The following is an 18,116-nucleotide window of genomic DNA, read 5'->3' as shown; positions in this document are numbered from 1 at the left end:
ATGGCCTCTTCATCTGCTGCCGACGAAGTCAATTTAGAGCAACTAGCTGAGATGGTCAGCTATGACTTAGCAACATTACAAGACCTCGTTGAAACTTTTTTAGGAGATACGCCCCTACTGATTGCGGCGATGCAGACGGGTTACGAACAACATAATCAGGCGGAGCTTGTGCGCAATGCCCACACCCTCAAATCCAGTAGTCGGCTATTTCAGATGGAGCAATTTGCTCGCCAATGCCAGGCCCTAGAGGGGGCAGCCCATGCCGAAGATTGGCCTCGCGTGGCAACTCTCTTACAGCAGCTAGGGCAAGACTATCAGGCGATCGCCGCTGCCCTAACCCTTAAACTGACCCAATTAATGGCTTAGGTGGAGTCCTAGCACTAATTCAAAATAGCCTCGCAAGATAATCCAGCAGAATCGCTACAATTTCTGTTAGATCATCGTTTTGTGCAATGGAGAACTATGGCTTTTATTTTGACATTCCTTGGTAAAGGTGGGGTCGGTCGTTCCACTGTGGCGATCGCCGCCGCGAAAAAATATGCCCAAGCAGGTAAGCGGGTTTTACTCATCGGCCAAGATCCAAGTCCTGCCTGGGGGATCGCCCTGGGGATGTCACCGAGTTTTAGTCCTGTTAACCTCGAAAATAACCTCGATGCCGTGCAGATCATGGCCACTGCTGCCCTCGAATCCGGCTGGGAGCAGGTCAAAGCATTAGAAGCAAAATATCTGCGATCGCCAACCCTGAAGAACGTTTATGGCCAGGAATTAGGAATTTTGCCGGGGATGGATAGCGCTGTAATCCTCAAGGAAATTTGGGACTACGACAAAAGCGGCCAGTACGATGTGATTATCTTTGACGGTGATGGCGACCTCAATACCCTACGACTGTTAGGCACTCCCGAAATTTTAAGCTGGTACATCCGCCGCTTCCGGGAAGTGTTCCAAGCCTCTGACCTGGGTCGTGCCATTTCCCCCTTTATTCAGCCCGTGACCAGCGCCATTTTAAATGTGTCCTGGACGTTTGATAACTTTGCCGCTGAACCCACCCAAGAGGCAAACCAAGTCCTCGATGAAGGGAAAAAAGCGATGGCTGACCCCAACCGTTTCGCCGCATACCTCGTCACCGATGCCAGTGCTGGGGCGATCGCCAAAGCGAAATATCTCTGGGGCAGTGCCCAGCAGGTGAATGTGACTGTCGGTGGCGTAATTATTAATCGTAGCGATGCAGATGTTGGCCCTGAATTTAAACCCCTGACGAATACCGCCCTACCCACAGTAGAGGCTGATCATTGGGAAGACCTCATTTCCCATCTGCCTGACTTTAGCCAAGCGGCCCAGGCTCCTCGGCCCCTGATCATCGATACCGCTGCCCGTCAGGTGAAAGTATTCCTCCCCACCTTTGACAAAAAACAGGTTAAGCTCACCCAATATGGCCCCGAAATCACCATCGAAGCAGGGGATCAACGGCGTAATATTCTGCTGCCGCCTCCCCTCAAAGGTGCTCCTGTAAAGGGGGCAAAATTCCAAAATCAATATCTAATTATTTCTCTGTAACTGCTTGGGAGAGAGTCCCTTGCAAGAAATTGCTGATGGCGAAAACAACCGCTCTAGAAACCATACTGGAGCAATCTTTTGGGAAGCATAAAATGAAAGAATGCCCAATAAATCAAGAAAAAACTTAAGAAAAAGTAAAAAATGTCTAAAATAGGGGACTTTTTCCGGAAAGCACGACCAAATCAAGCCCGGAACCTATGAAGTTAGTCTGCGTTTCGTTACCATACATAAAATAAGCTTGAGGTCTTGATTGTAAAATTCTGGAGTGGTAGCCCGCTACAGCCGAATGGTCACTGGGAAGACATCATTGCTGGCCTGAGTGACTGCACCATCGACTGATTGCACATCTTTGTTTTTCGTTGTCCATCGTCCTAGAGGGATCTGAATTGTGGGAAAAACGCTTTGGCGCGATCGCCTAGAGCCGGATCAAAGTCATGGTTCGGCATTGGGGGAGGGAATGGGAACTTCCTGCCAACGGCGTCAACTGTCCCCATCAACCTGGCAACAATGGCTTACCCAAAGAACCCCCGCACCATCTGGGGAAATTGTCAGCGAAATCACTAAAATTCCAGCGGTGGATAGTCTGGTGGTGCTCCGGGCCATTGAACAAATTCTGCCCAGTCCCCTCAATCACTTCTATTGGGAAAATCGCCAACAGCAACGGGCGATCCTCAATTTTGGCACCCTAAGCGAATTAGTTCCCCAGGGAAAGGATCGTTTTCGCCAAGCCCAGCAATTTATCACCCATTGGCAACCGAGAATTCAGCGCAATATCAACATTCCGATTCCTTACTTTTCCTGTGGGTTCACGTTTTTTAGTGCCCAAACCCCCGAAGCGCCTTTTCCGGCTGGCTTGGTCACCATTCCTAGACTGCAACTGGTACAAGACCAACGGGATTATTTTTTAGTGCTCAATGGCGATCGCCAACAGCGCACCCTCTTACGCCAAATCGCCCAACAATTGCGCCAGTTTCTCGCGACTCTACCCCAGGAACTTGTCCCCTCCCTAGGGATTCGGGGCACTGTCTGCACCGCCTCAACGGGATTTACCCAGGCTGTCCGGCGGGCACTTCGACTCATTGACCAAGGTAAACTCAGTAAAATCGTTCTGGCCCATGCCCTCGATGTCACGGCCAATCAAGCCTTTGATGTGGTGCATGCCCTGGATAATCTGCGCGATCGCCACCCGGACTGTTGTGTTTTTTCCCTCCGTAATCAGCGGGGTGACACATTTATCGGCGCAAGTCCAGAACGGTTGCTAGCGGTACAACAGGGACAATTGGTGACCGATGCCCTCGCCGGATCTGCCCCCCGGGGGGAATCTTTGCTCACAGATCAGCGTCTCGCCAAAAGCCTACTCCACAGTGAAAAGGAACAACGGGAACACCAGGCCGTGGCAGATTTTCTACTAGGACAACTCCAGAGCCTTGGTCTCGATCCCCAGGCAGCTCCCCGTAAGCTCCTTAAACTTTCTAATATTCAGCACCTCTGGACACCGATTCATGCAATCCTACCGCCGCAAATTCATCCCCTAGAGGTAGTGGCCCACTTACATCCAACACCAGCGGTGGCCGGCGTCCCCAGGGCGATCGCCTGTGCGGAAATTCGCCAAGCAGAAACCTTCGACCGTACCCTATATGCCGCCCCCATCGGTTGGCTGGATAATCAGGGCAATAGTGAATTTATCGTGGCAATTCGGTCGGCTCTAATTCGGGGAAACCATGCGCGGCTCTATGGTGGGGCCGGGATTGTCGCGGGTTCCCAGCCGGAACGGGAATATGCCGAAGTCCAGTTAAAATTGACCTCCCTTTTGGAAGCCCTGACCTGAACTTTCCCCCAGAAAAAGTTGCTAAGATCGCAGTGTAACGGAAAGTAAAGGCCGCTCCCATGAAGCGCATTGTGATCATCACCGGGTTTGAAGCGTTTAATGCCAGCTTGTATCGGGAGGCTGCCCAAAAGGCGATCGCCCGTTGTCCCGACCTGGAGGTGTTGACCTTTAACGACCGGGATTTGGTCAGTCAACCGGAGGCTGTGGCCCAAGCTTTACAGGGGGCCGATGTTTTTTTCGCCAGTCTGATTTTTGACTATGACCAGGTGATTTGGCTGCGGGAACGGGTCGAAAATATTCCGGTACGCTTAGTTTTTGAGTCGGCCCTGGAGCTGATGGCCCTGACTCGGTTGGGCAAGTTTGTGATTGGGGAACAGCCCAGGGGGATGCCGAAACCGATTAAATTTATCCTCAGCAAATTTACCAACAGCAAGGAAGAAGATAAGCTCGCTGGCTATCTGAGTTTCCTCAAGACCGGGCCGAAGCTGCTGAAATATATTCCCGCCAAAAAGGTTCAGGATCTGCGCAATTGGCTAATTATCTACGGCTATTGGAATGCGGGCGGGACGGATAATGTGGCGGCCATGTGTTGGGCGATCGCCGAAAATTACTTGGGTTTAAATATTGGGGAATTGCCCGCTGTGGTGGAAACACCGAATTTGGGCCTGCTCCATCCCGACCATGATGGCTATTTCCTCAGTCCCCAGGCTTACCTCGATTGGCATCGCCACACCTTTCCAGAGCAAAAATTAAACCCCGTCGTTGCCGTCCTCCTCTACCGCAAACACGTTGTCACCAAGCAGCCCTACATTCCCCAACTGATCCGCAAATTTGAAGCCGATGGGTTGGTGCCCCTGCCGATTTTTATCAATGGTGTCGAAGCCCATGTAATCGTCCGGGATTGGCTCACTACCGACTACGAACAGCACCAAAGGCTCCATGGCCAGGTGGAGATTAAATCTCTCAAAGCCGATGCGGTAAAGGTTGAAGGCATCGTTTCGACGATTGGGTTTCCCCTGGTGGGTGGCCCGGCCGGTTCTATGGAAGCAGGGCGGCAAGTGGAAGTGGCGAAAAGTATCTTGAGCGCGAAAAATATTCCCTATCTCGTTGCGGCCCCTCTGTTAATCCAAGACCTCCATTCCTGGACGAAGCAAGGGATCGGTGGCCTCCAAAGTGTGGTGCTCTATGCTCTGCCAGAACTGGATGGGGCAATTGATACGATTCCCCTCGGTGGTCTCGTCGGGGAAGATATTTACTTGATCCCCGAACGGATAAAACGACTCACGGGACGACTAAAAAATTGGATTCGCCTGAAAAATACCGCCCCAGGCGATCGCCAATTGGCCATTTTGCTTTATGGGTTTCCGCCGGGTTATGGAGCGACCGGAACGGCGGCATTATTAAACGTCCCCAAAAGTTTGGTCAATCTTCTCAAAACGCTCCAGGCTCAGGGTTACGATGTGGGAGATTTTCCGGAAGATGGGGAAGAAATTATTCGTTTGGTGAAAGCGGCTGATGAAGCCTACCGCCTTGATCTCGCCTTGGCGCCCCAGCAGACCCTGGAAAATATCGATCTCAAAATCATGGATCGTTGGTTGGGTTATCTTCTGACCCAGAAAATTGAAAAGCAGTGGCAAAGTTTAACGAATACGGGTCTGAAAACCTTTGGGGGCAAATGTCAGGTGGGAGGCGTCCAGTTCGGGAAGGTGTGGATCGGCGTGCAGCCGCCCCTAGGCATTTCTGGTGACCCGATGCGGTTGATGTTCGAGAAAGATTTAACGCCCCATCCCCAATACGCTGCTTTTTATAAATGGCTCCAAAATGAGTTCCGCGCCGATGCCCTGATTCACTTCGGCATGCATGGCACAGTGGAATGGCTGCCCGGTTCGCCCTTGGGGAATACCAGTTATTCTTGGTCGGATATTTTGTTGGGAAATCTGCCAAATTTATATATTTACGCGGCGAATAATCCTTCAGAGTCGATTTTGGCGAAGCGGCGCGGCTATGGCACTCTGATTTCTCACAATGTACCTCCCTATGGTCGGGCCGGTTTATACAAAGAACTGTTGGTGCTGCGGGATTTGATTGGAGAATATCGCGAAGATCCAGAGAAAAATGACGCTCTCCGCCCGGATATTATTCAAAAAATTATTGATCTGGGTTTGCCGGAAGATTGTCCATTTACAGTAGGCCAGGAGCAGGGGATCGAATTTACTGTTGCAAATGCCCCCTTATTCAGCAAAACCGCCCTCCAAAATTATTTCGTCCAAATTTATGAATACCTACAAGCCCTAGAGCAACGGCTCTTTTCCTCTGGTCTCCATGTCCTGGGGGAAAAACCCAGCCCCGAAATTATCCAAAGTTATCTTACGGCCTATTTTGGCGATCGCCTTTCGGCAAATATTCTTACCAAGGTCGCCCAGGGAGAGCCTGAAATTACCTGCGACCAACCGGAACTCCTGGCAGAAGCGCGGGAAATTGGCGATCGCCTTTTGCAAACGGACGACGAAATTACGAACCTGCTCAAGGGTTTGAACGGCGAATATATTCCCCCGGCCCCTGGGGGCGATCTGCTGCGGGATGGCCTGGGAGTTTTACCCACCGGACGCAATATCCATGCCCTCGATCCCTACCGGATGCCTTCCCCGGCAGCCTATGCTCGCGGTCGGGAAATTGGCAAAAAAATCATCCAGCAACACCTTGAGGAAACGGGCAATTATCCAGAAACGGTGGCGGTGATGCTCTGGGGTTTGGATGCCATTAAAACAAAGGGAGAATCCTTGGGGATTCTGCTGGAATTGGTGGGGGCAAAACCCATCAAGGAAGGGACGGGGCGCATCGTCCGCTATGAATTATTGCCCCTGGCAGTCGTCGGCCATCCCCGCATCGATATTTTGGCGAATCTGTCGGGCATTTTCCGGGATAGCTTTGTCAACATCATTGAACTACTGGACGATCTATTCCACCGGGCCGCCACCGTAGACGAAGATCCTGCGCAAAATTTTATCCGCAAGCACAGTCTCGAACTCCAGGCCGAAGGAGTCGAAAATACCACCGCCCGCCTCTTCTCCAATCCTGCTGGGGATTTTGGCTCTCTAGTTAATGATCAAATCGTCGAAGGCAACTGGGACAACAGCGATGAACTGGCGAAAACCTGGGAAGGCCGCAATCAATACAGTTATGGTCGCAATGATAAGGGTCAGGCACGCCCAGAGGTCTTGAAAAAATTACTCCAAACAGGCGATCGCCTCGTGCAGGAAATTGACTCGGTGGAATATGGCCTGACAGATATCCAGGAATACTACGCCAACACTGGGGGCCTAAAAAAAGCGGCGGAAAATGCCAGCGGTAAAACCGTTACGGCTAGCTTTGTGGAAAGTTTCTCGAAGGACACAACGCCTCGAAAATTAGAATCGGTGCTGCGCATGGAATATCGCTCTAAGCTGCTCAACCCCAAGTGGGCTGAGGCAATGGCCGATCAGGGGTCTGGGGGAGCCTATGAAATTTCCCAGCGAATGACAGCTTTAATCGGTTGGGGCGGTACAGTCGATTTCCAGGATCAATGGGTCTATGACCAAGCCGCAGAGACCTATGCCCTCGATGCAGCCATGGCGCAAAAATTGCGAGATGCGAACCCCGAAGCTTTTCGGAATATTGTCGGGCGGATGTTGGAAGCCCATGGGCGCGGTTTCTGGGAAGCTTCCGATGAAAAATTACAAAAACTAAGTGATCTTTATGACCTTACGGACGATGTTTTAGAAGGAATTACAACTTAATTGAGACAAGATTCCAAAGATTTGTAAGAAGCTTAATCCCTTAAGATTTAGGGTGTTGATCATGGACATAGAAATTAGCACACGCTTTTTATGAATCATTCAGCTCCCCTAGTACCTACTTTTGATGCTTTGCTGGTTCCTACTGTTCAAGCTCTGCAAACATTAGGAGGCTCTGGCACCATTGAAGAAATTTATGAACAGGTCATCCAGTTATTAAATCTGCCAGATCAGATTCTTGAAATTATTCATGGAAACACATCCCAGAGTGAAGTCGAATATAGACTGGCATGGAGTCGAACTTATCTAAAAAAATATGGTCTTTTAGAAAATTCAGCACGGGGCGTTTGGTCTTTAACCTCAACGACGATCAACCCCGACGATCTCGATCCTAGGGAAGTTGTTAGGTTTGTTCGAGAGGTAGACAAGAAGAATAAAGCCTCGATAGATTTACCCAACCAATCAACTGAAACTACTGAAAATTTAGATGAAAGCACTTGGCATCAACAGCTTCACGAAATTCTTTTGTCATTAGACCCCGCCGCCTTCGAGCGATTAGCTCAACGGTTGCTGCGTGAGTCTGGTTTTATTCAGGTACAAGTTACAGGTAAATCAGGAGATGGGGGAATTGATGGGGTCGGCATTGCAAGAATTAATGGATTTCTGAGTTTTCATGTACTCTTTCAATGCAAGCGCTATCAAGGCTCAGTGACGGCAAGTCAAATTCGAGATTTCCGAGGCGCAATGCAAGGGAGAACTGATAAAGGCTTGATGATCACAACAGGAACTTTTACGCGAGATGCAATCAAAGAAGCAACTCGTGATGGTGCACCGCCCATTGATTTAATAGATGGTGAGCAGTTAGTTCAACGACTTAAAGAACTTGGCCTAGGGGTCAAAATAAATTTGATTGAGTCAGTCGATGTTGATGCTGAATGGTTTACTAAAATCTAGTTCAAGAGCTAGAAATTCATCCATGTTTTAGTTCACTAATTTTATTTAATTCTGCTGCTGGAAATCACGCCATGGTTCGAAAATCTGCCCTAAAGAATCTTCAAACAGTTCCTGGGGAGAAATTGTTTCCCAAGGCTCTTTTAAAATACCCTGATCTTTGTAGGGATCTTGATCTAAACAATAGGCAATTAATTCACTACAAATCCAAGCATCTGCTTTATTTAAAAGTTGAGCAATTTGCTTTTCCAACTGACCCTGAGATAATCGATTGAGAAAATGACCGAGCATTGTGCCAGCCGCCGCATGGGCCGCAATTAAACGCAGATCATATTCACTGTTGAGTTCTTGTTCCGCACGGTTAATCAAGTTCGTTGCAATATCTTCACTGAGACCCCTTGGTTTTCTGAAGAAAATGTCGCACTGTTCATCGTCAAAATATTTACTTAAATTCGATCTTTGTACTCCTGATTGTGCATGGGCTTCAATGCACTCATCGGCTCCTGTCACAATCAAGGTATGGGTCGTGATAATATCACTCATCCTGCCAAAGCCTGTAAAGTAGGCAATGCCTCTGGAAACGAAGTTTGAGTCGTTGTAGGTAAAACCAATGTACCCTCGATTATAGTTGTCTCCGTACTTTGGAATCCGGTTTTGTTTCTTAATGCTACTAGGCGTTTCGCTTTGTGGTTTGTTAGGTTTTGCTGACATGTTGATTGTCTCCTAAAAAGATGAAAACTTTGTTTCAGTTAGCGAAATGAGAGGTGAATTATAGTTGGTCTAAATTTTATTCTTGCCGCGCGAAAAAAAATCTCGTTTCAGATTTTGAGTGTCCTCTTCCATAGATTAGCGCTTTATTTTTAAAACTTATTCCTACAGCAAAAAATCTTGAGGATGAATCAAGTGATTATGCTTATTCTTTTTCTGATTGTAAACTGTCTAAAATGAGAAATTATTGAGTTTGAATACAGTGGTTTTTAGTGGCTTTTAGCTGTGTTTTAATTCATGGAAGCGTTGTAGGGCGATCGCCCCATTTTGGCCACCAAACCCAAAGCTGAAACAAAGGGCATTGCGGAGGAGATGGTGCTGGGCTTTTGGGACGAAATTGAGATCAAATTCCGGCTGTTCTAGGCCCACACAGGGAAATAGCCGTTGCTCCCGCAACATTAACAGCGAGAATGCAACCCCCAAAGCTCCCGATGCGCCGAGAGTATGCCCCGTTGCCCCTTTACTGCCACTGACAAAGGGACGCTGGGGAAACATTTCGATCATCGTTGCTTCGGCTTGATCATTTAAGCGAGTGCTAGTGCCGTGGGGGTGAATGTGATCTATATCTTCGGGTTCCAAGCCGGAACGCTCTAAACATTGGGCGATCGCCTTCATTGCGACCTGATAATTACCTTGGGGCGCGCTCATGTGGTGGGCATCACAGGTAAAGCTCCAGCCGAGGATTTCCCCGTAAATTTTGGCGTTTCGTTGCTGGGCCGATTCTAGGGTTTCGAGCAGAAAGATCGCCCCCCCTTCCCCTAAAACCAAGCCTTCCCGCCGCTGGTCAAAGGGAAAACAGCCCGTCGTCGCTAAAGCCCCCATTTTCTGGAACCCCGTAATGCTTAAAGGTGTGACGGGAGATTCCACTGCTCCGGCTAACACCTGTGGGCGATCGCCCCGTTGCAAAAGTTCAAAGCCCTGGGCGATCGCCCATAATCCGGTGGTACAAGCGCCCATCGGTGCTAAAACTGGCCCTTGGGAGCCAACTTGCTGGGCCGTGGCGATCGCCAATTGGTTGGGTAAATAAGTTAACCAATTCTCTAATCCTCTCTGATGTCCTTGTTGGTCGTCGTACCGCAGCTTTTCCCACTGCCCCTGAAAGCCCCGACTAGAGCCGATCACAATCCCGCAATGTTCTAAAGGCGGTTCTAAGCCAGCATCTACGAGGGTTGCCTCAACGAGCGATCGCCGCAGAATTTCTAAATCCACAGGCGCTTTCCCCAACATCGCCACCGGAATAACGGGTAAATCCCGAAACGGTTGCCGCAATTGGATCGCGCTTTCTCCCCGTTGTAATTTTTGCCAAGCCTGGTGGCGATCGCCCAAGGCACAGCGTAAACCCAGGCCCGTTATCACTACCCGCACCATATCAATATCCCGTCACTAAGCATCAAAAATTTTGCGTCAGCCTGTCGATTTCTGGCGATCGCCGTTACCGTAGGATGTTGCAACCGATTATTCTCACCAAGGAAACTTACCACCGTGCCCAATCCTCCCCTGATCATTGTGCGCCACATCTTCCTGTTCGGACAAGCGGTTTCTTTGCCGGCCAATGCCTTTACCGGATTGGTGAATACTTTAATTTTGTTGCTGTTGGTGGCGACGGTCGTGGCACTGGTGACCCGCTGGCTGAGGATTCCCTACGTGATTGGTCTGGTGCTGGCAGGGTTGTTGATCCCAAAACAAATTCTCTCCGATGCCATCGGCTTGAATCCTGAGGTCATTCTCAATTTATTCTTGCCGATTCTAATTTTTGAGGCAGCGATCAATACCGACATTAGTCGTTTGCGGAGCACCATTAAACCGATTGCCCTTTTAGCGGGGCCTGGGGTGCTTTTGGCGGCGACGATCACCGCTTTTTTCCTGAAGGTCAGCTTAGATTTAGCTTGGCTAACGGCCTGTGCGGTGGGCGTTATTCTCACGATTACAGATACGGTGTCGGTGATTGCGGCGTTTCGGACGGTGCCAGTACCGGGGCGACTGGCGACCATTGTGGAAGGGGAAAGTTTGTTTAACGATGGGATTGCCCTTGTTCTACTAAATATCGTGACGACCATTCATCTGCAAGGTTCGTTTAGCGTCGGGGAAGGGGTTGAACAAATTTTAATTGCCTTTGTGGGGGGTGGCTTGCTGGGCCTGGGTCTGGGTTATTTGTGCATTGGCCTGTTCCGGCAATTGGATGATCCCCTCAGTAATATTTTGTTGACGGTGGCGGTCTCCCTGGGTACGTTTCAAATTGGTCAGGCCTTGGGAGTTTCTAGTGCGATCGCCGTGTTGATCGCGGGACTTTTGATCGGCAATGTCGCCCTACGGGAATGCTCCGGTTCCGTAACGATTACGCTCCTGAATTTCTGGGAATATGCGGGATTTGGAGTGAATACTTTCATTTTTCTGTTTGTGGGGATTGAGGTCGCCCCTTTATCGTTATTACAGACAATTCCAGCGGCTTTACTGGCGGTGGTGGCCTATCAAGTGGGGCGAATTTGTTCGATTTATCCTCTGCTGTCGGTGCTGAAGTTTTTCGACCGCCCCTTGCCTCTCCGCTGGCAGCATGTACTCATTTTCGGTAATGTGAAAGGCTCTTTGTCCATGGCCCTCGCCCTCGGTTTGCCTTTAACCCTCCAGGGGCGATCGCAAGTGATTACCCTCGTGTTTAGTACCGTCTTGGTTTCCCTGATTGGTCAAGGTTTGAGCTTGCCTTGGTTCGTGAAAAAGCTGCAACTTGCCAAGCCTTCCCCTGTCCGCCAACACCTCGAAAATTTGCAACTCAATCTAATCGCCGCCAAATCCGCCCAAGAGGAACTGAAGGAACTGTTACAGAGCGGCAGTTTGCCAAAATTCCTCTACGAAGAACTCTTTGCCAGCTACCAGGCCCGCATTGCCAACGCCGAGGAAGAGTTACGGGGGCTTTATAATCAGCGCCTCACCCAAAAACTGAGCCAGTTTGAAAACCAAGCTTATTTAGAAGGCTTGCGCCATCGCCTCTTTCTCGCGGAAAAAAGTGCCATTAACGAAGCGATTCTCAAGGGCTTAATCAGTGATGAGACGGCTCGGCCCTATCTACAAGAGTTGAACCAAAAAATTCTGGCGCTCCGGGATCCCTAAACAACACACAACCCCATAAAGTCCACCAACTGGTGTACCAGTTCTGGTTTGGTGACAGCGAGGATTGTCGAACCGCTCTCTAGGAGGGTGCTGCCATTGGGGATTTGTAATTCTTCGTGGGGGTGCGCTTGGTAGCCGATTACTAATGTCCCGGCAGGAAACCGATGATCCTGGGCTAATTCCGCGACGCTCCGGCCAACAATGGCGCAATTTTCAGGAATCGAGAGCTTTAAAACTTCGATTTGTCCCTGTTCAAAGTGCATCATCGCATCGACTTCGGGATATTCGATGGCATTGACCACGCGATTGAGGGCCAGTTCTGTGGTGCTGATAATGTGGGTGGCTCCGGCCAGTTTATAGGGCTCGATAAAGTCGCGATCGCGCATCCGGACAATGATTTGCGGGACACCATAGTGTTTGCAGAGAGTCACCAAGGCCAGATTCAGGGCATCGTCCCGGAGCGTGGCAATGACGGCGTTGGCTTTGCGGATGCCAGCTTCGATGAGGACACTGGTTTTAACGGCACTTCCTTCAAAGGCCATGACACCAATTTTTTCGCGGGCATCCTGACAAGCGGCGGCATCGGTATCAATGATCGCCACGGTGTGGTTCATTCGTTGGAGGGTTTTGGCGAGATCTCGTCCCATCATCCCGGCACCACCGATTAAAACGTACATGGGGTTTCTCCTTGGTAACTGGAAAAAAGGCGATCGCCTTTCGCTTTGATCATGAAGAGTTCTGACAGCGATCGCAATGGCCACAGCGGAAGTCTTTGGCCTGGTCATGGAAACCAAAACTGTCGATTAAAAATTGCCAGCGGCAGGTTTTTTGTTGCCAAAAGGTTTGTAGCTGGCGAACAGCGTGGATTTGTTGCTGTCTCAGAATCGTGAAGGCTTTCGGATCTAAGGTTGGCTGACGTTCGTAGGTAAACGGATCCCGCCAGCAGAGTTGCCCGGTGCTGTGTAAAATCCCTAGGCTTAATTCTGCCTGGTGATCGAGTTCTAAAAGGCTGCCCTGGAGAGGAAGGGTCTGGGCCAATTTTGCGGCGTGGCGGATCTGCTTTTGGAGATTTTGTTGAAAAAAGCGCGTGCGATTTTTATCCTCCGGGTTTAAAAGGCCCGTGGGTTCGCTGACCAAACTCAGGGCTGTGCTTTTTTTGCCATCACGACCGGCGCGACCAATTTCCTGGAGATACTCCGCCAGCAGACTAGGGGGATGGTAGTGAAGAATCCAGCGTACATCAGCTTTATCAATGCCCATCCCAAAGGCATTAGTACAAACGACAAATTGTAAGCGCCCCGTTTGCCAATCTTTTTCCTGTTGGCGGCGATCGCCTGGACTAAGACCCGCATGGTAGGCCGCTGTCTGATAATTTTGTTGCCCCAGGGTCATGGCTAGGGTTTCCGCCTCCCGCCGCGACCGGACGTAAATCAACCCCGACGCCTTGGCATTGGTTTGTAGCAATCGGTGCAACTGGTCTCGTTTGCCCTTGGGACTCCAAACGGTGCGGCTCGCTAACTGTAAATTGGGGCGATAGGGACTCTCGACAAATTTTTTGGGACTCTTGAGCTGGAGGGTTTGGCTGATGCTCTTCTGGGCTTGGGGATCAGCGGTGGCCGTAAAGGCGGCGATCGCCATTTTTGTGCCCTTGGGTTTGTGGCGCAGTAAGGCGGGACGCACAACCCCTAAGCGGCGATAGGCCGGACGAAAGGTATCCCCCCACTGCACCAGACAATGGGCTTCATCGAGGATTAAACCATTCACCTTTAGCTGGGGTTGAATCAAAATTTCCCAAACCGGGGGACTTAAAAGGGTTTCTGGCGATAGATAGAGCAAGCGCAACTGATTTTTCGCCACCGCTTGCAGGGTTTGCCGCCGCTCTAATTTTGATAACTGACTGTGGAGGAGTCGGGCCGGGAGGCGTTTTGCCTGGAGAGTTTGCACCTGATTTTCCATGAGAGCGATCAGGGGAGAAACCACCAGAGTGAGACCCGTTTGTAAAATAGCCGGTAGTTGAAAACAAATGGATTTGCCGCCACCGGTGGGCATGATAATCAAAGCATCCTGTCCGGCGAGTAAACTGCGGATAATCTGATCCTGGGGTGGCCGAAAATCGTCATAGCCCCAAATTTGTTGGAAGGTGTGCTGTACCTGCGCCCAAGTCTGTGTCATTTTTTCGTGAGTTTCTTGCTACACCGTTCATTTTCAAGGCGAAACCCGTACAATAATGGAGTTTTGCGAACCTTTAAGAATCTACAAAAGCAATGCCCACTGCTACTCTGCTAGTGTCCTGTCCGGATCAACAAGGTCTGGTTGCGAAAATTGCCAACTTTATCTACGCCAACGGCGGCAATATTATCCACGCCGATCAACATACGGATCTTAGCGTTGGTTTATTTCTGACGCGCATCGAGTGGGAGCTAGACGGATTCAACCTGCCACGGGAGGTCATTGAACCTGCTTTCGGGGCGATCGCCAAACCGTTGGGGGCGACCTACAGCCTACATTTTTCTGATCAGGTTCCCCGGTTGGCCATTTGGGTCACAAAACAGGATCACTGTTTGCTGGATCTGCTCTGGCGACAACAAGCTAAAGAACTCAAGGCAGAAATTCCCCTCATTATTAGCAATCACCAGGAACTAGCGGCGATCGCCCAACAATTTAAGATTGATTTTCACCATATCCCGATCACCAAAGCTACCAAGGCGGAGCAAGAAGCGAAACAATTGGCCCTATTACAGGAATACAACATCGATCTGGTGATCCTCGCCAAATATATGCAGGTACTCAGTCCTGATTTTCTCGGCCAGTTTAACCAGGTGATCAATATCCACCATTCCTTTTTACCAGCCTTTGCTGGGGCGAAACCCTACCACCGCGCCTACGACCGAGGCGTAAAAATCATTGGTGCTACGGCCCACTACGTCACCCAGGATCTCGACGAAGGGCCAATTATTGAGCAAGATGTGGTGCGGGTCAGTCACCGGGATGACGTGAAAGATCTAATTCGCAAAGGCAAAGATTTAGAACGTATTGTTTTATCTCGCGCCGTCCGCCTCCATCTGCAAAATCGCGTTTTAGTTTACGGTAACCGCACCGCCGTCTTCGCCTAAAAATCCTCCCTTGAGGGAGGTGCCGAAGGCGGAGGGTGTATGTCCCTTAAGGGAGGTGGTCGATAGAACGGAGGGTGTATGTCCCTTGAGAGAGGTGGCGCAGCTTAAGATTTCCCCTTGAGGGGAACTAGAGGGGTGTATAGGGTTTGCACCTGGGTAATCGGCAACCGGGAGGCCACGGGCAAATCTAGCCGGGAGCGATCACCTTTCTGGAAATGTTCCGCCGCCGCACAGGCGATCATCGCCGCATTGTCCGTACAGAATTTGAGGGGCGGGAAATAAACCTGAATCCCTGCTTCCGCCGCCGCCGCCGTCAAAATTTCTCGTAAACCACTGTTGGCAGCCACACCACCACCGACCACAATGGTTTGCAGTTGGCGATCGCCTGCACACCGCACAGCTCGTTTCGTTAAAGCCTGGGCAACAGTGTATTGAAAACTGGCCGCAATATCTGTTGCAGGCACGGCTTTCCCTTCGGTTTCAAATTGCTGCACCAAACGCAGCACCGCCGTTTTTAGACCACTAAAACTGCAATCGTAGGGATGGTAACCCCCGCCCGGTAAGGAAATTCTCCCCTCTGGCAACTTAAAGGCCTGGGGATCACCTGTTTTGGCCAGACGATCAATCACTGGCCCCCCTGGATAACCCACCTTCAGCAACCGCGCCACCTTATCAAAGGCTTCTCCGGCAGCATCATCGCGGGTTTCCCCCAACAGTTCATATTCCCCACAACCGCGCACCTCAATAAAGCTCGTGTGCCCCCCAGAAACCAAGAGACAGAGAAAAGGCGGTTCTAACTCCGGTTGACTGAGGTAGCTGGCATAAATGTGTCCCTCTAGGTGATGAACGCCAATAAAAGGCTTGTTATGCACCATCGCTAACGTTTTTCCGGCGGCGGCCCCCACCAACAAAGCCCCCACTAAGCCCGGCGCACAGGTCGTGGCGATCGCCTCAATTTCAGACCAGCTCAACCCCGACTGCTCAAAGGCCGTGTCAATACAAGCATTGATACTTTCTAAATGGTGCCGTGATGCTACTTCTGGCACAACGCCGCCAAATTCCCGATGAATGTCGATTTGTGAAGCAACCACATTGCCAAGAACTTTACGATTATTAACAATTGCAACGGCAGTTTCATCACAACTTGTTTCGATTGCTAAAACAATGCTCATATATCGGTATAACTTAGATTTAAGTTAACAACTTTAACCTTTTTTGCCTTTACTCGATACGCTGGTCACAGTAATATTGCTTCCAAAGTACAAATGGATTGGCGTATCTTTTGTACAAAAAACTTAATTATTTTGTAACAAAAGGAAACAAACTTATGCAACGTTTCGTAGCTGTTGTTTGCGCCTTTGCTCTCTCTTTAACTTTGTGGCTGGGTTTTGCTTCCCCCGTGAAAGCAGATTCTTTGTCTCACTTAACCCCCTGTAGTGAGTCCGCCGCTTATAAACAAAGAGCAAAGAACTTCCGCAACACCACCGCAGACCCGAACTCCGGTCAAAACCGTGCCGCTGCTTACTCTGAAGCCCTCTGTGGCCCCGAAGGTTTGCCCCACCTCATCGTGGACGGCCGTCTTGATCATGCCGGTGAATTTTTAATTCCAAGTATTCTCTTTCTCTACATTGCTGGTTGGATCGGCTGGGCTGGTCGCGCTTATCTGATCGCAGTCCGTGATGAAAAAGATGCGGCAATGCAAGAAGTCATCATCAATGTCCCCCGGGCGTTTAGCTTGATGTTGGCTGGTTTTGCTTGGCCTTTGGCTGCTCTGAAAGAATTTACTTCCGGTGAGCTAGTCGTGAAGGATGCGGATGTCCCCATCTCTCCTCGCTAGGTTTTCATTTTTAAGTATTTATCATTCTTTTTGGAGTAAATAAATGGATAAGTTCTTATCTTCTGCGCCGGTGTTGTTGACCGCAATGATGGTTTTTACGGCCGGACTACTAATTGAGTTCAACCGTTTCTTCCCTGATCTTTTATTCCACCCGTAGGTTTAAATAAAACATCACTGGGATTTTGGTTTTAATAATCTAATAAAACAACAGCACTGGGAATAGTCTCAGTGCTTTTTTAATTGGTTCGACTTGATTTTTTTTGACTTTGTAGCGGCAGAAAGGCAATCAAGGAAATTGACCCGAATCGAATTAGAAGAAAGCCGTCATTTTGACTCTTTTGTGAAAAGATCATGCCCATAAACAAAGACTACAAAACCTTGAAATCATCAAATATTTTGCCTTTTCAATAAAGCAACACCTTCACAAATTAGACCGAAAAAGTTAATCAAAAACGCAGACAACCTTTTCCCGATCTCCGCAAACAGAGTTTGATTTTTTGGGCATTAATTTCAAAATTTAGTTTGTCGCTTTAGCCCCGATTTTAGGTTCGGTACCAGCGATGATTCTTTGGATATTACTGCGATGGCGCACAATGACATAAATACCAGCGATCGCCCCAAAGAGGATATAGGGGAGGGGCTGCTGTAAAACAATCATCAAAAGCATCACGGCGATCGCCCCACTGATCGAACTCAGGGAAACGATTTGGGTTAAAGTAATTGCCGCTGCAAAGGTAACGATAGTGCCCAGAGCAACCCAAGGAGCCATGATCAAAAGGACACCGATGCTGGTAGCAACGGATTTGCCGCCGTTAAAGCCGATGAAAATAGATTTGCTGTGGCCCAAGACAGCGGCGATCGCCACGGCCATGGTGAGCCAATATTGGTCATAGTTGGCAGGAAAATCAATCCATTCAGGGTGGGTATAAAGCAGCTTGAAAAATAAAATCGCCGCAACGCCCTTGAGCGCATCGAAGAGCAACACCGTGATCCCCGCTTTTTTACCGAGGGTTCTGAGGACGTTGGTCGCCCCTGTGGAACGGGAACCATAATCGCGGATATCAATTCCCTTGAGCCACTTGCCAGCTAGGTAGCCCGTGGGAATAGCGCCCAATAAATAGGCCACGCCGATGCAAAAGGGGGCGATCGCCAACGAAAGATTCATAACCCATTACTCCGATGCAGAA

General features: G+C 49.6%; 15 protein-coding genes. 9 read left to right on the top strand and 6 right to left on the bottom strand.

The genetic code is table 11. The annotated features are described in order from the left end of the window. From AACR41_RS06725 to AACR41_RS06705, 5 genes are all read left to right on the top strand, one after another. Window positions 1–366, top strand: a complete 366-nt coding sequence (locus AACR41_RS06725) for an Hpt domain-containing protein (protein ID WP_030007248.1) — start codon at window positions 1–3, stop codon at window positions 364–366. Between the two features lie 96 nt (window positions 367–462). After that, window positions 463–1,554 (top strand): Get3/ArsA fold putative tail anchor-mediating ATPase NosAFP, encoded by a 1,092-nt coding sequence (locus AACR41_RS06720; RefSeq protein ID WP_030007247.1) that lies wholly within the window; start codon window positions 463–465, stop codon window positions 1,552–1,554. A gap of 388 nt (window positions 1,555–1,942) precedes the next feature. Next, window positions 1,943–3,382: an isochorismate synthase gene (locus AACR41_RS06715; RefSeq protein WP_030007246.1), complete on the top strand. Its 1,440-nt coding sequence runs from the start codon at window positions 1,943–1,945 to the stop codon at window positions 3,380–3,382. Between the two features lie 59 nt (window positions 3,383–3,441). Further along, on the top strand, window positions 3,442–7,158 hold the full coding sequence (gene bchH / locus AACR41_RS06710; protein WP_030007245.1) for a magnesium chelatase subunit H: 3,717 nt from the start codon (window positions 3,442–3,444) through the stop codon (window positions 7,156–7,158). A 90-nt stretch (window positions 7,159–7,248) separates the two neighbouring features. Then, complete coding sequence (locus tag AACR41_RS06705) at window positions 7,249–8,109, top strand: restriction endonuclease (protein ID WP_030007244.1); 861 nt, start codon at window positions 7,249–7,251, stop codon at window positions 8,107–8,109. Window positions 8,110–8,154: 45 nt separating this feature from the next. Here AACR41_RS06705 and AACR41_RS06700 read toward each other — a convergent pair whose 3' ends face one another. Together AACR41_RS06700 and AACR41_RS06695 are read right to left on the bottom strand one after the other, a co-directional pair. Then, on the bottom strand, window positions 8,155–8,817 hold the full coding sequence (locus tag AACR41_RS06700) for a hypothetical protein (protein WP_052349669.1): 663 nt from the start codon (window positions 8,815–8,817) through the stop codon (window positions 8,155–8,157). 276 nt (window positions 8,818–9,093) lie between these two features. After that, entirely contained in the window at window positions 9,094–10,239 is a 1,146-nt protein-coding gene (locus AACR41_RS06695) for a beta-ketoacyl-ACP synthase (RefSeq protein ID WP_315862032.1), read from the bottom strand. Between the two features lie 141 nt (window positions 10,240–10,380). On the opposite strand from AACR41_RS06695, the gene AACR41_RS06690 reads away from it, so the two are divergent. Further along, complete coding sequence (locus AACR41_RS06690; protein ID WP_223209930.1) at window positions 10,381–11,979, top strand: cation:proton antiporter; 1,599 nt, start codon at window positions 10,381–10,383, stop codon at window positions 11,977–11,979. Here AACR41_RS06690 and AACR41_RS06685 read toward each other — a convergent pair. Both AACR41_RS06685 and AACR41_RS06680 read right to left on the bottom strand, forming a co-directional pair. Continuing rightward, the gene (locus tag AACR41_RS06685; protein WP_030007240.1) at window positions 11,976–12,656 is read right to left on the bottom strand and encodes a potassium channel family protein; all 681 of its coding nucleotides are present in this window, start codon (window positions 12,654–12,656) and stop codon (window positions 11,976–11,978) included. The genes AACR41_RS06690 and AACR41_RS06685 overlap by 4 nt on opposite strands. A gap of 49 nt (window positions 12,657–12,705) precedes the next feature. Beyond that, a complete protein-coding gene (locus AACR41_RS06680; RefSeq protein ID WP_030007239.1) occupies window positions 12,706–14,151 on the bottom strand; it encodes a RecQ family ATP-dependent DNA helicase in 1,446 nt (481 codons plus the stop codon). A 92-nt stretch (window positions 14,152–14,243) separates the two neighbouring features. Here AACR41_RS06680 and purU point away from each other — a divergent pair, with 92 nt between their 5' ends. Beyond that, window positions 14,244–15,092 (top strand): formyltetrahydrofolate deformylase, encoded by an 849-nt coding sequence (gene purU / locus AACR41_RS06675; RefSeq protein WP_030007238.1) that lies wholly within the window; start codon window positions 14,244–14,246, stop codon window positions 15,090–15,092. Between the two features lie 104 nt (window positions 15,093–15,196). On the opposite strand, the gene tsaD is transcribed toward purU, so the two are convergent. Then, window positions 15,197–16,264 (bottom strand): tRNA (adenosine(37)-N6)-threonylcarbamoyltransferase complex transferase subunit TsaD, encoded by a 1,068-nt coding sequence (tsaD, locus tag AACR41_RS06670; RefSeq protein ID WP_030007237.1) that lies wholly within the window; start codon window positions 16,262–16,264, stop codon window positions 15,197–15,199. Window positions 16,265–16,419: 155 nt separating this feature from the next. Between tsaD and AACR41_RS06665 the strand changes: the two genes are divergently transcribed. Together AACR41_RS06665 and psaJ are read left to right on the top strand one after the other, a co-directional pair. Continuing rightward, on the top strand, window positions 16,420–16,929 hold the full coding sequence (locus AACR41_RS06665) for a photosystem I reaction center subunit III (RefSeq protein ID WP_030007236.1): 510 nt from the start codon (window positions 16,420–16,422) through the stop codon (window positions 16,927–16,929). 43 nt (window positions 16,930–16,972) lie between these two features. Next, window positions 16,973–17,086: a photosystem I reaction center subunit IX gene (gene psaJ / locus AACR41_RS06660; protein ID WP_012306636.1), complete on the top strand. Its 114-nt coding sequence runs from the start codon at window positions 16,973–16,975 to the stop codon at window positions 17,084–17,086. Window positions 17,087–17,446: 360 nt separating this feature from the next. On the opposite strand, the gene plsY is transcribed toward psaJ, so the two are convergent. Continuing rightward, complete coding sequence (plsY, locus tag AACR41_RS06655) at window positions 17,447–18,094, bottom strand: glycerol-3-phosphate 1-O-acyltransferase PlsY (RefSeq protein ID WP_030007235.1); 648 nt, start codon at window positions 18,092–18,094, stop codon at window positions 17,447–17,449. Between the last annotated feature and the right edge of the window lie 22 nt (window positions 18,095–18,116).

This window comes from Picosynechococcus sp. NKBG042902, from assembly GCF_963864045.1.
Lineage (GTDB): Bacteria > Cyanobacteriota > Cyanobacteriia > Cyanobacteriales > MRBY01 > MRBY01.
This window is presented reverse-complemented; position numbering and strand designations above follow the sequence as displayed.

Excerpts from the sequence above, each read along its gene's own strand:
- AACR41_RS06705 (WP_030007244.1), top strand. The coding sequence starts at position 7,249 with ATGAATCATTCAGCTCCCCTAGTACCTACTTTTGATGCTTTGCTGGTT.
- AACR41_RS06685 (WP_030007240.1), bottom strand. The coding sequence starts at position 12,656 with ATGTACGTTTTAATCGGTGGTGCCGGGATGATGGGACGAGATCTCGCC.
- AACR41_RS06700 (WP_052349669.1), bottom strand. The coding sequence starts at position 8,817 with ATGTCAGCAAAACCTAACAAACCACAAAGCGAAACGCCTAGTAGCATT.
- plsY (WP_030007235.1), bottom strand. The coding sequence starts at position 18,094 with ATGAATCTTTCGTTGGCGATCGCCCCCTTTTGCATCGGCGTGGCCTAT.
- psaJ (WP_012306636.1), top strand. The coding sequence starts at position 16,973 with ATGGATAAGTTCTTATCTTCTGCGCCGGTGTTGTTGACCGCAATGATG.
- tsaD (WP_030007237.1), bottom strand. The coding sequence starts at position 16,264 with ATGAGCATTGTTTTAGCAATCGAAACAAGTTGTGATGAAACTGCCGTT.
- bchH (WP_030007245.1), top strand. The coding sequence starts at position 3,442 with ATGAAGCGCATTGTGATCATCACCGGGTTTGAAGCGTTTAATGCCAGC.
- purU (WP_030007238.1), top strand. The coding sequence starts at position 14,244 with ATGCCCACTGCTACTCTGCTAGTGTCCTGTCCGGATCAACAAGGTCTG.
- AACR41_RS06680 (WP_030007239.1), bottom strand. The coding sequence starts at position 14,151 with ATGACACAGACTTGGGCGCAGGTACAGCACACCTTCCAACAAATTTGG.
- AACR41_RS06720 (WP_030007247.1), top strand. The coding sequence starts at position 463 with ATGGCTTTTATTTTGACATTCCTTGGTAAAGGTGGGGTCGGTCGTTCC.
- AACR41_RS06665 (WP_030007236.1), top strand. The coding sequence starts at position 16,420 with ATGCAACGTTTCGTAGCTGTTGTTTGCGCCTTTGCTCTCTCTTTAACT.
- AACR41_RS06725 (WP_030007248.1), top strand. The coding sequence starts at position 1 with ATGGCCTCTTCATCTGCTGCCGACGAAGTCAATTTAGAGCAACTAGCT.